The sequence below is a fragment of the Aeromonas sp. 160P genome, assembly GCF_055193095.1.
This window is the reverse complement of the sequence record NZ_JBUXKV010000001.1, coordinates 1,091,370-1,105,180: the sequence shown is the minus strand read 5'-3', so window position 1 is coordinate 1,105,180 and position 13,811 is coordinate 1,091,370. Positions and strand designations below refer to the sequence as shown.

12 protein-coding genes are annotated in these 13,811 nt (G+C 60.5%); 2 read left to right on the top strand and 10 right to left on the bottom strand.

From position 1 onward, the window contains the following. Nucleotides 1–67 precede the first annotated feature (67 nt). From hutH to ftsY, 10 genes are all read right to left on the bottom strand, one after another. On the bottom strand, nt 68–1,600 hold the full coding sequence (hutH, locus tag ACY8FN_RS05255; RefSeq protein WP_463099403.1) for a histidine ammonia-lyase: 1,533 nt from the start codon (nt 1,598–1,600) through the stop codon (nt 68–70). A 4-nt stretch (nt 1,601–1,604) separates the two neighbouring features. Next, the gene (hutU, locus tag ACY8FN_RS05250) at nt 1,605–3,326 is read right to left on the bottom strand and encodes a urocanate hydratase (protein WP_463099402.1); all 1,722 of its coding nucleotides are present in this window, start codon (nt 3,324–3,326) and stop codon (nt 1,605–1,607) included. A gap of 53 nt (nt 3,327–3,379) precedes the next feature. Then, a complete protein-coding gene (gene hutG, locus ACY8FN_RS05245; RefSeq protein ID WP_463099401.1) occupies nt 3,380–4,342 on the bottom strand; it encodes a formimidoylglutamase in 963 nt (320 codons plus the stop codon). After that, the gene (gene hutI, locus ACY8FN_RS05240; RefSeq protein WP_463099400.1) at nt 4,335–5,570 is read right to left on the bottom strand and encodes an imidazolonepropionase; all 1,236 of its coding nucleotides are present in this window, start codon (nt 5,568–5,570) and stop codon (nt 4,335–4,337) included. Before hutI ends, hutG begins: the two co-directional genes overlap by 8 nt. Nucleotides 5,571–5,723: 153 nt before the next feature. Further along, nucleotides 5,724–6,428, bottom strand: coding sequence for a histidine utilization repressor (hutC, locus tag ACY8FN_RS05235; protein ID WP_101346031.1), 705 nt, complete (start codon nt 6,426–6,428; stop codon nt 5,724–5,726). Nucleotides 6,429–6,439: 11 nt separating this feature from the next. Continuing rightward, the gene (gene can / locus ACY8FN_RS05230; protein ID WP_101316724.1) at nt 6,440–7,099 is read right to left on the bottom strand and encodes a carbonate dehydratase; all 660 of its coding nucleotides are present in this window, start codon (nt 7,097–7,099) and stop codon (nt 6,440–6,442) included. Nucleotides 7,100–7,224: 125 nt separating this feature from the next. Continuing rightward, on the bottom strand, nt 7,225–8,079 hold the full coding sequence (gene rpoH, locus ACY8FN_RS05225; protein WP_101316722.1) for an RNA polymerase sigma factor RpoH: 855 nt from the start codon (nt 8,077–8,079) through the stop codon (nt 7,225–7,227). Nucleotides 8,080–8,531: 452 nt separating this feature from the next. Continuing rightward, nucleotides 8,532–9,485 (bottom strand): permease-like cell division protein FtsX, encoded by a 954-nt coding sequence (gene ftsX / locus ACY8FN_RS05220; RefSeq protein WP_042019701.1) that lies wholly within the window; start codon nt 9,483–9,485, stop codon nt 8,532–8,534. Further along, nucleotides 9,485–10,153, bottom strand: a complete 669-nt coding sequence (gene ftsE, locus ACY8FN_RS05215; protein ID WP_042019703.1) for a cell division ATP-binding protein FtsE — start codon at nt 10,151–10,153, stop codon at nt 9,485–9,487. The genes ftsX and ftsE overlap by 1 nt, the downstream gene beginning before the upstream one ends. 70 nt (nt 10,154–10,223) lie before the next feature. After that, nucleotides 10,224–12,107, bottom strand: coding sequence for a signal recognition particle-docking protein FtsY (gene ftsY / locus ACY8FN_RS05210; RefSeq protein ID WP_463099399.1), 1,884 nt, complete (start codon nt 12,105–12,107; stop codon nt 10,224–10,226). Nucleotides 12,108–12,218: 111 nt separating this feature from the next. On the opposite strand from ftsY, the gene rsmD reads away from it, so the two are divergent. Together rsmD and ACY8FN_RS05200 are read left to right on the top strand one after the other, a co-directional pair. Next, on the top strand, nt 12,219–12,848 hold the full coding sequence (rsmD, locus tag ACY8FN_RS05205) for a 16S rRNA (guanine(966)-N(2))-methyltransferase RsmD (protein ID WP_101316718.1): 630 nt from the start codon (nt 12,219–12,221) through the stop codon (nt 12,846–12,848). Beyond that, a complete protein-coding gene (locus ACY8FN_RS05200) occupies nt 12,832–13,143 on the top strand; it encodes a DUF1145 domain-containing protein (protein ID WP_101316716.1) in 312 nt (103 codons plus the stop codon). The genes rsmD and ACY8FN_RS05200 overlap by 17 nt, the downstream gene beginning before the upstream one ends. Nucleotides 13,144–13,811 lie beyond the last annotated feature (668 nt).

Here is a 13,811-nt window from a genome sequence, read left to right as displayed (position 1 = left end):
TTTAGCCAACGCCAGAAACGACAAGACCGCCCGATTGGGCGGTCTTTTGTTATGTGCGGGTAACCCCTTACAGGCTGGGCAACACCCCGGCCGGGATCAGATCGTTGTAGCTGGCACGGCCCAGCAGGACGGCGGCCGCTTCGATATCCGGCGAAAAATACCTGTCCTTGTCGTAGAAGCTCACCTCTGCCCGCAGTCGTCCCTTGGCTAGCTCGATAAGCTCGGTACTGCGCAGCGGCGCGCGAAAATCGAGCCCCTGAGCCGCCGCCAGCAGTTCGACTGCCAGAATGCCGCGGGTGTTCTCCGCCATGTCCGCCAAGCGGCGAGCGGCGAAGGTGGCCATGGAGACGTGATCCTCCTGATTGGCGGAGGTGGGCAAGCTGTCTACCGAGGCGGGATGGGCCAGGCTCTTGTTCTCGGAGGCGAGGGCCGCCGAGGTGACCTGGGCGATCATAAAGCCCGAGTTGACGCCGCCGTTGTTGACCAGAAACGCCGGCAGACCGGACATCCGCGAGTCGATCAGCAGCGCCATCCGCCGCTCTGACAGCGACCCGATTTCGGCGATGGCCAACGCCAGATTGTCGGCGGCAAAGGCCACCGGCTCGGCGTGGAAGTTGCCGCCAGAGAGGATCTCCTCGTCATCGGCAAACACCAGCGGGTTGTCGGAGACCGCGTTGGCCTCGCACACCAGCACCTCGGCGGCGTGGCGGATCTGGGCCAGACAGGCCCCCATCACCTGCGGCTGGCAGCGCAATGAGTAGGGATCTTGCACCTTCTCGCAGTTATGGTGAGACATGCCGATCTCGCTGCCATCCACCAGCAGGTGGCGATAGCAGGCGGCCGCATCGATCTGGCCGCGCTGACCACGCACCGCGTGGATGCGGGCATCGAACGGACGGCGGCTGCCCAGGGCGGCCTCCACGCTCATGGCGCCGATGGTGATGGCACCGGCGAACAGATCCTCGGCGTGGAACAGCCCTTCCAGCGCAAAGGCGGTGCTGGCCTGGGTGCCGTTGAGCAGCGCCAGCCCCTCTTTTGGCGCCAGCGCGATGGGTTCGAGCCCGGCAATTTTCAGCGCAGTGGCGGCGTCGATCAGCTCGCCATTGTGGCGCGCCTTGCCTTCACCGATCAGCAAGCAGCTCATATGGGCCAGCGGCGCCAGATCGCCAGAGGCGCCGACGGAGCCCTTCTTCGGCACCACCGGGTAGACCTCGGCGTTGACCAGCGTCATCAGCGCCTCCAGCACCGCCAGCCGGATGCCGGAGAAGCCACGCGCCAGCGAGTTGAGCTTGAGCACCATCATCAGCCGCACGGTGGCGTCATCCATATAGGTGCCGATGCCAGCGGCATGGGAGAGCACGATGGAGCGCTGCAATTCGTCCAACTGCTCCACCGGAATACGGGTGTTGGCCAGCAGACCAAAGCCGGTGTTGATGCCATACACCACCCGATTCTGCTCGATCACCTTGGTGACCACCGCAGCGGAGGCGTGGATCCCCGGCAATGCGGCCGGATCCAGAGTGAGATGAACCGGCTCGCGGCTGACGCGGCGCAGGGTGGCAAGATCCAGCTCGCCCGGGGTAATAGTCAATTCAAACATGGTGTTACACCTTTCCTTTGACACCGTTGGCGCCGCCTAACATCGGCAGATCCAGTTTTGTCTCGTGGGCACAGTTGATGGCAATCTCGTAGCCCGCATCCGCATGGCGCATCACGCCGGTGGCCGGATCGTTGCGCAGCACCCGACCCACGCGGCGGGCCGCGTCATCGGAGCCGTCGCAGACGATCACCACGCCGGAGTGCTGGGAGAAGCCCATGCCTACCCCGCCGCCGTGGTGCAGCGACACCCAAGTCGCACCACCGGCGGTATTGAGCAGGGCGTTGAGCAGCGGCCAATCGGAGACGGCATCGGAGCCATCCATCATGGCTTCGGTTTCGCGGTTCGGGCTCGCCACCGAACCGGAATCCAGATGGTCGCGGCCGATGACGATGGGCGCCTTCAGCTCGCCGTTTTTCACCATCTCGTTGAAGGCCAGCCCGAGGCGTACCCGATCCTTGACCCCGACCCAGCAGATCCGCGCCGGCAACCCCTGAAACGCAATGCGCTCGCGGGCCATGTCGAGCCAGTTGTGCAGGTGAGGATCGTCCGGGATCAGCTCTTTCACCTTCTGATCGGTCTTGTAGATATCTTCCGGATCGCCGGAGAGGGCCACCCAGCGGAACGGGCCTATCCCCTCGCAGAACAGCGGGCGAATGTAGGCAGGCACGAAGCCGGGGAAGTCGAAAGCGTTCGCCACCCCCTCCTCCAGCGCCATCTGGCGTATGTTGTTGCCGTAATCCAGGGTGGCGGCGCCACGGGCTTGCAGGGCCAGCATGGACGCCACCTGACGGGCCATGGAGCGACGGGCGGCCAGATTCACCTCCTGCGGGGCGCTCTGTTGCAGCTCGCGCCACTTAGCCACGCTCCAGCCCTGCGGCAGGTAGCCGTGGATCGGGTCGTGGGCGGAGGTCTGGTCTGTCACCACATCCGGGGTGATGCCACGGGTCACCAGCTCGGCGAACACATCTGCGGCGTTGCCGAGCAGACCGACGGAGACGGCGGTGCCACTGCGTTTGGCCTCCTCGACCATGGCCAGCGCCTCATCCAGGCTGTGAGCCTTCTTGTCCACATAGCGGGTCTTGAGGCGAAAATCGATGCGGGTCTCATCGCACTCCACGGCGATCATCGAGAAACCGGCCATGGTGGCCGCCAGCGGCTGGGCGCCGCCCATGCCACCGAGACCGCCGGTGAGGATCCAGCGGCCCGCAGGCGACCCGTTGAAGTGCTGGTTGGCCACCGCGAAGAAGGTTTCGTAGGTGCCCTGTACGATCCCCTGGGTACCGATGTAGATCCAGGATCCCGCGGTCATCTGGCCGTACATCATCAAGCCCTTCTTATCGAGCTCGTTGAAGTGCTCCCAGTTGGCCCAGTGGGGCACCAGATTGGAGTTGGCGATCAGCACCCGCGGCGCATCCTTGTGGGTCTGAAATACCCCGACCGGCTTGCCGGATTGCACCAGCAGGGTCTCGTCTTCCTCCAGCCGGGTCAGCACCTCGACGATCTTGTCGTAGCAGGCCCAGTTACGGGCGGCGCGGCCAATGCCGCCATAGACCACCAGCGACTGGGGATGCTCGGCCACCTCGGGATCCAGATTGTTCATCAGCATCCGCAGCGGCGCCTCGGTGAGCCAGCTCTTGGCGGTCAGTTCAGTGCCGCGCGGGGCACGGATCACGCGGTTAGGGTCAGTTCTGGAATCAGTACGGGGATCCTGCTGTTGCACAGACATACACACTCCTTGTTGTATCAATAGGGTGCCTTCGGCGACCTGCGGCCAAAGGGTTAACGGGTCAACAGATGAACCAGTCGCGCAGCCACGCGGGCACTGCGGTTATCCTGATCCAGCATCGGGTTAAGCTCGGCCAGATCGGCAAGCCGCAGCTTGCCGCTGGCGCGGATATGGGCGATGAGCGGTTCGATCACCGCCAACTCCACACCACGGGCGGCGGGGGCGCTCACCCCCGGCATCACGGCGGCGGGCAGCACATCGAGATCGATGGTGAGGTAGAGGTGATCACACTCGGCGATAAAGGCGTCCAGCCCGCTTAGCAAGGCTGGCAGCTCGGCCTGAGTCATCGCCTCATCCAGCACATGCCACACTCCCAGCGCCTCGGCGCGGGCAAACAAGGCTTGGGTATTGGCAGTCTCGGCCACCCCGAGGCAGGCGTAATGAAACGGCGTGCCCTGAGCGGCGCACTGCTCGGCAATCTGGAAGAATGGGGTGCCGGAGCTTGCCAGTTCCAGCTTCATCCGCAGATCGAAATGGGCGTCGAAATTGATGATGCCGACCTTGCCACTCCCGCCCAGATGACGGTTGAGGCCGCTCCAGCTGCCGAAGGCCACCTCGTGGCCGCCCCCCAGCACCAGCGGGACGTGGCCCAGATCGAGTGCAGTGGCGACCCGCTGGGCCAGACGGCCGTGGGCAGCGTCGAGATCGCCATCGGGGCAACTCACATCCCCGCCATCGTAGACGGGGTGATTCAGGTGCCAGGCGGTGTTGGCGAGCAGCTTGCGCACCACCAACGGCGCACCAGCAGCGCCAATGCGCCCCTTGTTGCGGCGCACCCCTTCGTCACAGGCAAAGCCGAGCAGCACTACACCAGCTGCCTCTTGTGCCCCGGCAGCCTCTTGTGCCCCGGCGGCCCAGGGCTGCACCTTGTCGTGCCAGCGCAGGGCTAACTCGCCATCTTCCGGATCCTGCCGTCCCTGCCAGAGACTCATATCCACAGGGTTCAACTCACGCATGCAGGCTCTCCTCGCCGTTGAAGATGCGGCCTGCCAGCTGATCGACGCCGACCAGATAGCTGATTTCAGCGGGATGGGCGCAGTGCCAGATCAGGACATCGGCCGCCATCCCCACCTTGAGCTGACCAAGGCGTGCCTGCTCGCCGAGCGCTTTTGCAGCGTGGCGGGTCACCCCGACCATCGCCTCCACCGGGGTCAGGCCAAACAGGGTGCAAGCCATGTTCATCGCCATCCGCAGCGAGACGATGGGGGCGGTGCCCGGGTTGATGTCGGAGGAGACCGCCATCGCCACACCCGCCTTGCGCAGGGCGGCGACCGGCGGCAGCTTGGTCTCTTTGAGGAAGTAGAAGGCGGTGGGCAGCAAGGTGGCGACCACGCCGCGATGGGCCAGCGCCAGGATCCCTTCCGGATCCAGATACTCCAGATGATCCACCGAGAGGGCGCCAAAGTTGGCTGCCAGCGTGCTGCCTCCCAGATTGGAGAGCTGATCCATGTGCCCCTTCACCGGCAGGCCGTACTGATCCGCCGCCAGATAGACCTGCTCGGTCTGGGCCAGCGAGAAGCCGATGTGCTCGCAGAAAACGTCCACCGCATCGGCCAGCCCCGCCTCGGCGGCGGCCGGGATGATCTCCTGACAGATGGTCTCGACCCAGCTGTCGGGATCGTCGCGATACTCCGGCGGCACCGCATGGGCAGCCAGCAAAGTGGTCTTGACCCGGATCGGCAACGCCTCCCCCAGTCGGCGGGCCACCCGCAGCATCTTGAGTTCATCATCCAGAGTGAGGCCATAGCCGGACTTGATCTCCACCGTGGTGACCCCTTCGCGGATCAGGGATTTCACCCTCGGCAACGCCAGCTCGAACAGCTGATCCTCGCAGGCCTCACGGGTCGCACGCACCGTGCTGATGATGCCACCGCCCCGACGGGCGATCTCGGCATAGGGCACTCCCTGCTGGCGCAGCTCGAACTCTTCGGCACGGCTGCCGGCGAAGACCAGATGGGTGTGACAATCGATAAGGCCGGGGGTGACCAGCTTGCCCTGCATATCCTGCCAATGAGCGGGATGGGAGCCCTTGAGATCCTGCATCGGTACCAGCGCGTGGATCTTGCCATTCTTCACGCCGATGGCGTGAGGCGGCAACAGGCCGTAGTCGACCAGCTCGTCATTCAGAGTGGCGGGCGTCACGTTGAGCCAGACCCGCTCGCAGTTCAACAGTTCCTTATTCATAGCGACCTCAAATGTATATACATATACTTATAGTCGATCTCTATGATGAAAGAAAGAGCAGAATTCACATCCTGATAACAGCATCAAACTTAGAGCTTAAGCACAAAAAAGCCCACCGGAGGTGGGCTTGGAAAAATCGATATGTATAGACAATCACTCTAATTGAGTCTTGGAGCTGAGCTTGTAGCGGGAACCGGGGGAGAGCAAACGGGCGTAGGAGACCAGATGCCCCTCCGACCAGGTGCGCCGGTGCAACAACAGGCAAGGGGAATCTACGCGAATTTGCAACAATCCCGCCTCACCGGCGCTCGGCAGCACGGCTTCTACCACGTGCTCCATCTCCGACAGGGGGCAAACCTCCATCAGATAGCGGTTGGGGGTCTGTTGGGTGAAATCCTGTTCGCCATAGCCCGGCAAGCGCCCGGCATCGACGAAGCGCTCCTCCAACTGCAGCGGCTCGCCATCGGCCTGATGGACGATCAGGCTGTGAAAGATCGGGGCACCAACCCGCAGCCCCAGTTGTACCGCCACCTTCTCGTCAGCGGCCAGTCGCTGCAAGCGGATCACCCGGGCGCTGTACTCACCGCCGCGCTCGGCGATCTCGTCGGCAATATTGCGAATGGCCAGCAGCGGCGATTCGGTACGCCTGTCCGCCACGAAGCTGCCGGAACCGGCGGTACGCACCAGCCACCCTTCCGCCATCAGTTCGCGCAGCGCCCGGTTGACCGTCATCCGGCTCACGGTGAACTGCTCGCACAGGGCTGCTTCGGTCGGGATCCGGTCCCCCGCCTGATAGTGGCGTTCGCGGATCCGGTCCAGAATGTGCTGCTTTATCTGCAGATAGAGGGCTGGCGCCACCATGAAGCTCCCTAGCGGCGGCGGTGGGGCGGACGCATGTCCGGCCAGGCGCGGTAGACATCGGGGATCTGATCCGGCCCACTGATGCAGAGATCGAGATCGTGCAGCAAGCCATCCTTGATCCCGTAGATCCAGCCATGGATGGCCAGCTCCTGCCCTTTGCGCCAAGCATTCTGGATGATGGTGGTGTGGCAGACGTTGGCTACCTGCTCGGCTACGTTCAGTTCGCACAGGTAGTCGAAGCGTTCGTGCTCATCCTCGATGGCTTCAAGCTGCTCGCCATACTTGAAGTAGACATCCTTGATGTTGCGCAGCCAGTTATCGATGAGACCCAGCTCCTGGTTCTGCATCGCGGCCTTGACGCCGCCGCAACCGTAGTGACCGCAGACGATGATGTGCTTCACCTTGAGCACTTCCACCGCGTATTGCAGCACAGAGAGGCAGTTGAAATCGGTATGCACCACCAGATTAGCGACGTTGCGGTGGACGAAGACATCCCCCGGCAACAAGCCCATCAGCTGGTTGGCGGGAACCCGGCTGTCGGAGCAGCCGATCCAGAGGTATTCGGGGGCCTGCTGGGCAGAGAGGGTGGCAAAGAAGGCGGGATCTTCGGCCTTGATCCGTTCGGCCCACTCACGGTTGTTGGTAAACAGGTCGTTCAACAGTTTCACTTCTGCTCTCCATCATGTGGCTGTGGCGGCAACATAACACACCCCAGGGTTATCAGGGCAAGCCTCGATTACCGGCGACAGAAACAAAAACAGGGCCATCAGGCCCTGTTTTCAGTGCGGAGACATCAAGCCTCCATGGCATCTTTCAGCTTCTTGAGCGCGTTTTTCTCAAGCTGACGCACTCGCTCGGCAGAGACGCCGTAGGTATCGGCCAGCTCCTGCAGGGTGGTCTTGCTGTCATCATCGAGCCAGCGGGCGCGGATGATGTGCTGGCTGCGCTCATCCAGCGTGGCGAGGGCCGAGCTCAGACGACGGGTCGCATGATTGTCCCAGTTGTCGTTCTCGATGGTCGCGGCCAGATCGGAGGATTTGTCCTCCAGATAGTGGACCGGTGCGAAACCGCCTTCCTCTTCATCATCACCAACCAGATCGAACGCCTGATCGTAGTTGGCCATCCGCCCTTCCATCTCGGTCACGTCAGCGGCAGAGACGCCAAGATCGGCAGCCACGGCCTGAACCTCTTCGTGGTTCAGCCAGCCCAGACGCTTTTTGGATTTGCGCAGGTTGAAGAAGAGCTTGCGCTGGGCCTTGGTAGTGGCCACCTTGACCATGCGCCAGTTACGCAGCACATATTCGTGGATTTCGGCCTTGATCCAGTGCACAGCAAAGGAGACCAGACGCACGCCGACCGTCGGGTCGAAGCGCTTGACCGCCTTCATCAGGCCGATGTTGCCTTCCTGTACCAGATCGGCCTGGGGCAGGCCGTAACCGGCATAACTCTTGGCAACATGAACGACAAAGCGCAGGTGCGACATAATCAGCTGACGAGCAGCCTCGAGATCGCCATCCTGCTGCAAACGCTCAGCCAGTTCACGCTCTTCCTCTGCGCTTAGCACCGGAATAGAATTTACTGCCTGGGTATAGCCTTCCAGACTACCTTGCGGAATCAGGGCCATGGTGCGCTGCAATGAAGTTCCCATCTGTTACCTCTTACTTTTCAATCGAATCAGTCTAACACCCTGAGAGGGTCTGTCTACCGACCGGATGCCATTCTGCGGCCTGCATCAAAGATACCGACCCAGTTTAAGACCGGGTTATCTTAGGCCTGCAGGATGAATCATGAATGAACAGTCAAAAAAAGGGGGTCACAATGAAGGACCCCCGAAAAGTAGCATGCTAAGTCCATTGTTGCGGAGCTCGCAACCTTCACATGCTTGCCAAGTCTGACGAGCAAGGCAGAGGGGCCACACTCGTATAAATGCTTCAGCTTTAATAGACTGCTTATAAATCAGAAGGTTCAACGGATCTAGCAAAGATCCGGAAGATCATTGTTATTCAGAATACTCTGACTATGGGGGCCAAGCCAGAAACGGCCCCTCTTTTACTTGATCCGCTTCTCAAAATCCAGTGATTTACTTTGATGATAAATCAATCAAGATGGTTCGATATCGCGAATGTGGCGATGGACCGAAAACCAGGAGGCAATCAACCCCAGCAGGGCACCCAGCAGGATCAGGTTGATCCCGTCTACCGCCCCCATGCCCACCAGCCGGAAATTACTGTTATACAAACCGGCCAGCTCCTTCACTACCCCTTCGCTCCAGATCACCATCACTTCGGTGAGCCACCAGGCCAGCATGCCGCCAATGATGCCAAACCAGATACCGGTATAAAGGAAAGGGCGGTGAATGAAGGAATCGGTCGCCCCAATCAGTTTAAGCACCTCGATCTCGGAGCGCTGGTTAAGGATATTAAGGCGCAGGGTGTTGCCGACGATCAGCAGCACGGCGGAGAGCAGCAGCACCGCGATACCGGTAATGGTATGGCGTAGCAAGTTCATGATCCCCTGCAGACGGGTCAACCACTGCAGATCCAGCTTGCCTTGCTCGACCCCCACCTCGTTGTTGAGCTTGCCGAGCAACTCGGCCGCCCCTTCCGGGTTCTGCCAGCGCGGATCCGGTATGACGCTCAGCACAGGTGGCAGCGGGTTGCTGTCGAGGTAGTCGAGGGCATCACCAAAGCCGGAAATCTCGCGAAATTCCCGCAACGCATCGTCCCGGCTCAGATAGGTGACGGAGTCCACCTCGGGGTAGAGCAAAATCCGCTGCTGCAGATCGAGAATGCTCTGTTCCGGTAGATCCTTGCGCAGATAGAGCGAGATCTGGGAGCTGGTCTGCCAGCTTCCCTCCACCACCTCGGCATTTTTCAGCAGCACATGGAAGCAGGAGGGGAGCGCCAGACTGACGCCCAGTACCGCCAGGGTCATCAGGGAAGCAAGCGGATTGCGCCACAACTCCCCCAGACTGGCAAATGCTTGGCGCACGTGGTCAACCCCGTACATCATCAGACGGCGCAGTGGCGGTTGTTTATGTCGAACGATAGCCATCAGAGCTGCTCCCCGGCTGAATACATACGACCCGCCTTGAGGGTCAGGGTGCGATAACGCATACGGGCAATCAATCCCAGATCGTGGGTGGCGATCAACACCGATACCCCAAAATTGTTGAACTCCTGAAATAGCCGCATGATGTCCATGGAGAGCTGGGGATCCAGATTACCGGTCGGTTCATCCGCCAACAGCAGGGGTGGCTTGTTGACGATGGCACGGGCGATACCGACCCGCTGCTGCTCACCACCAGAGAGCTGGCGTGGCTGGTAACGCTCCTTGCCCAGCAACCCCACCTTGTCCAGCGCCGCCGCGACCCGCTTGTTGATGTCGGCATGGCTATAGCCATCGATCACCAGCGGCAGTGCCACGTTGTCAAACACTGTGCGATCCATCAGCAGCCGGTGATCCTGAAAGATCATCCCGATCTGGCGACGCACATAGGGGATCTGGCTGCGCTGGATATGGCTGACATCGTCGCCATGAAAGAACACCCGGCCATCGGTCGGACGCTCCATCACGCTGATCAGCTTGAGCAGGGTACTCTTGCCCGCCCCCGAGTGTCCGGTCAGAAATGCCATCTCTCCCTTCTGCAGGTGAAAGCTGACCTTCTGCAGCGCCTGATGGCCACCGCTGTATACCTTGCTGACCTTATCAAAACGAATCATGACGGTTCCCTGACATTGACAAACCCCGACCAAAGTCGGGGCATGGGACACTTACTCATCGCGACCGGACTTATTCATCACGACTGAACAGCGCTTCGATAAAGTCGTTCGCCACAAAGGGACGCAGATCGTCGATCCCCTCGCCCACCCCGATATAACGGATCGGGATCTGGAACTTGTCGGCCACCGCGAAGATAACCCCGCCCTTGGCAGTACCATCCAGCTTGGTCAGCGTGATCCCGTCCAGACCCACCGCCTCGCTGAACAGCTTGGCCTGGCTCAGGGCGTTCTGACCGGTGCCCGCATCCAGGGTCAGCATGATCTCGTGGGGCGCCTCTTCATCCAGCTTCTTCATCACCCGCACCACTTTCTTGAGCTCTTCCATCAGGTTGCTCTTGTTCTGCAGGCGACCGGCGGTGTCGGCAATCAGCACATCGGCACCACGGGAGCGGGCAGCCTCGATGGCGTCATAAATGACGGAAGCGGAATCAGCACCGGTATGCTGGGCAATCACCGGAATGTTGTTGCGCTGACCCCATACCTGCAGCTGCTCGACCGCAGCGGCACGGAAGGTGTCACCCGCCGCCAGCATCACGCTCTTGCCTTCGGCCTGGAACTGCTTGGCCAGCTTGCCGATGGTGGTGGTCTTGCCGACACCGTTCACACCGACCATCAGGATCACGTAAGGCTTCTTGCTGGTATCGATCACCAGTGGCTGCTCGACCTTGGCCAGCATGGCGCCCATGTCCTGCTTGAGCAGGCCGTAGAGCGCCTCGGCATCCTTGAGCTGCTTGCGATCCGCATGTTGAATCAGCCCATCGATGATATGGCGGGTGGTATCCACGCCAAGATCGGCCGTCAGCAGCTGGGTCTCCAGCTCTTCAAACAGCTCATCATCGATCTTCTTGCCACGGAACAGACCGATAAAACCGGAACCTATGTTCTCCTTGGTACGAACCAGACTGCGCTTGAGGCGGGCAAAAAAGCCCTCCCGCTGCGGCTTGTCCTGAGTGTCGTCATCCACGGCAGCGGCCAGCGGCAGAGCAGCCAGCGCGGCGGCCTCAGCCTCCATCTCGGCTACCAGCCGCAGATCTTCCGCTCGCTGGGCCTCTTTGGCGATACGGGCCTCTTCAGCAGCCTGAGCTTCTGCGGCGATACGAGCAACTTCAGCGGCTTGCGCTTGCGCAGCAATACGAGCGGCTTCAGCAGCCTGTGCTTCAGCAGCAATACGAGCAGCTTCGGCAGCCTGTGCTTCAGCAGCGATACGAGCAGCTTCGGCAGCCTGTGCTTGCGCAGCAATACGAGCTACTTCAGCGGCTTGCGCTTGCGCTGCGATACGGGCTTCTTCCGCAGCCTGAGCTTCGGCGGCCTGTGCTTCCGCTGCAATGCGAGCAGCTTCGGCAGCCTGTGCTTCAGCAGCGATACGGGCGGCTTCGGCGGCCTGTGCTTCAGCAGCAATACGAGCGGCTTCGGCAGCTTGCGCTTCAGCAGCGATACGAGCGGCTTCGGCAGCTTGCGCTTCAGCAGCGATACGAGCGGCTTCGGCAGCTTGCGCTTCAGCAGCGATACGAGCGGCTTCGGCGGCCTGTGCTTCAGCCGCGATACGGGCAGCTTGCGCTTCAGCAGCAATACGAGCGGCTTCGGCAGCACGCTCCTCTTCGGCGATCAGCGCTTCGTTGACGATCACCGGCTCCAGGTCGGAGGCACACTCCTCCACCACCAGCGGGCCATGGTCATCCAGCTCGGTCGGCAGACAGCAATCATCATGCAGAACGCTATGTTGCGCGCTGGCAGGCACTTCGGGTGCAACAGCCGGCGTGGTATCGGGAGCAGGGGTAGTAGCGACCTCGGGCTCAACGGTAACGGGGGTGGCTTGGGGTGTCTGTGGTTGGACAACCTCAGCCTCTTCTTTCTTGCGGCCGAAACCGAGCCAGGAAAACAAACCTTTTGCCATCTAAAAAATACTCACTTCGTTGGCTGACTGCTAAGATAGCCGTCCCTTGGCGGGTCGGAATAAAAATGAACCGCCTTATACTACCACTTTATTTTCTGACGATGAAACGCGATGCCCAGAGTGAAATCCAGCCGTAGCAACCCGAGCCAAAGTCCCGCCCCGCAAGGAAAATCGGGCTTTGTAAGAATCATCAGCGGCCAGTGGCGCGGTCGTAAATTGCCGGTCAAGGATGTGGAAGGGCTCAGACCCACCACGGATCGCGTCAAGGAGACCATCTTTAACTGGCTGGCCCCCCATATCCGCGGCACCCGTTGCCTCGACCTGTTTGCCGGCAGCGGTGGACTGGGGCTGGAGGCACTGTCACGCTATGCCGAGCAAGTGACCCTGATCGAGATGGACAAGGGTGCCGCCGACCAGATCAAGAAGAATCTGGCCGCACTTGGTAGCAGCCAGGGCCAGGTTATCCAGTCTGATGCGGTGAGCTGGCTGCAAGGCCCAGCCACTCCGTTTGATCTGGTGTTTCTCGATCCGCCGTTTCGCCGCGAGCTGCTGCCGCAAGTGTGCGCACTGCTGGAACAGCGCGGCTGGCTGGCAGCGGATGCCCTGATCTATCTGGAGCGGGAAAAAGAGATGGCCGATCTGGCACTGCCTGCCAGCTGGCAGTTGCTCAAGGACAAACAAGCAGGTCAGGTCTGCTATCAACTCTATCTGCGGGAGGTAAACAATGAAGCGAGTCTTTAATCTGCTGGCGATGGGGCTGGTACTGTTTTTCTGGTTTGGCGTACTGGTGAGCCTGATTGCCCCGCTGCCGGGCAAACTCAACGGCTTTCTGCCAGTCTGCGGCGTGATCGTCGCGCTGCTGCACTGGCTGCAGGCCAGCATGATCAAGGCAGCGTGCAAACGCTACTTCACGATCACCAAAACCGAGTTTGTCACTGTGCTGATATTTGGCGTGTTTGGCATGGTCGACATTCGTCAGCGCCTGCAAGAGATCGTCAACGCCGCCCAGCGTGGTAATCTCTCCGGCAAACCATAAAAGAAAAGGGGACGGCGGTAGCCGTCCCCTAGAGTCGTGTCGTCCTGTCCTTAGAACTGCAATGCTCCCTGCAATCCCTGACGTTATCCTAATCCTTTGGAATATCCCCTTTCCAATCCGTTGGCGTGTCCTGCGGCGCTCCTGGCCTGGCAATTCATCCTGAACTGCTTCACTGTCTCCATCCTGGAGGTGTCCGTTACCACATCCTGTGGGGGTTCCTTGCGTCATCCTGACCGATAACCATCCGGGTTATCTCACTTCATCCTGAAGTATTCCTCTCGCATCCGGCGAGGTCCTGTTCATCCTGAAGAACGAGGTTCCGTTCGTTCTGCTCTCATCCTGAGAGTGTCCTGCCGCATCCCGCGGGGTTCCTTTATTCATCCGTGACGATAATCATCCTGATTATCGAGCTCATCCTGAGGTGTCCTTGCCTGCATCCTGCAGACTATTCCATCTTTATGCGCTGCCCTGCATCCTGCCGGTCCAGCTCCGTCCTTGTGAGACCCATAGTAAGGAAATGTGCGGCTCGAACAAGGGCCACTCTCCGAGAAAGATCCGATGGCGATCCCATTCCCAAAAATGAACTTAAAAACTAAATCTTTAAAATCAGCATCTTATTTAGTTTCACTGGAAAGCTCGATCATTCTGGCATGGCTTCACGTACGGCT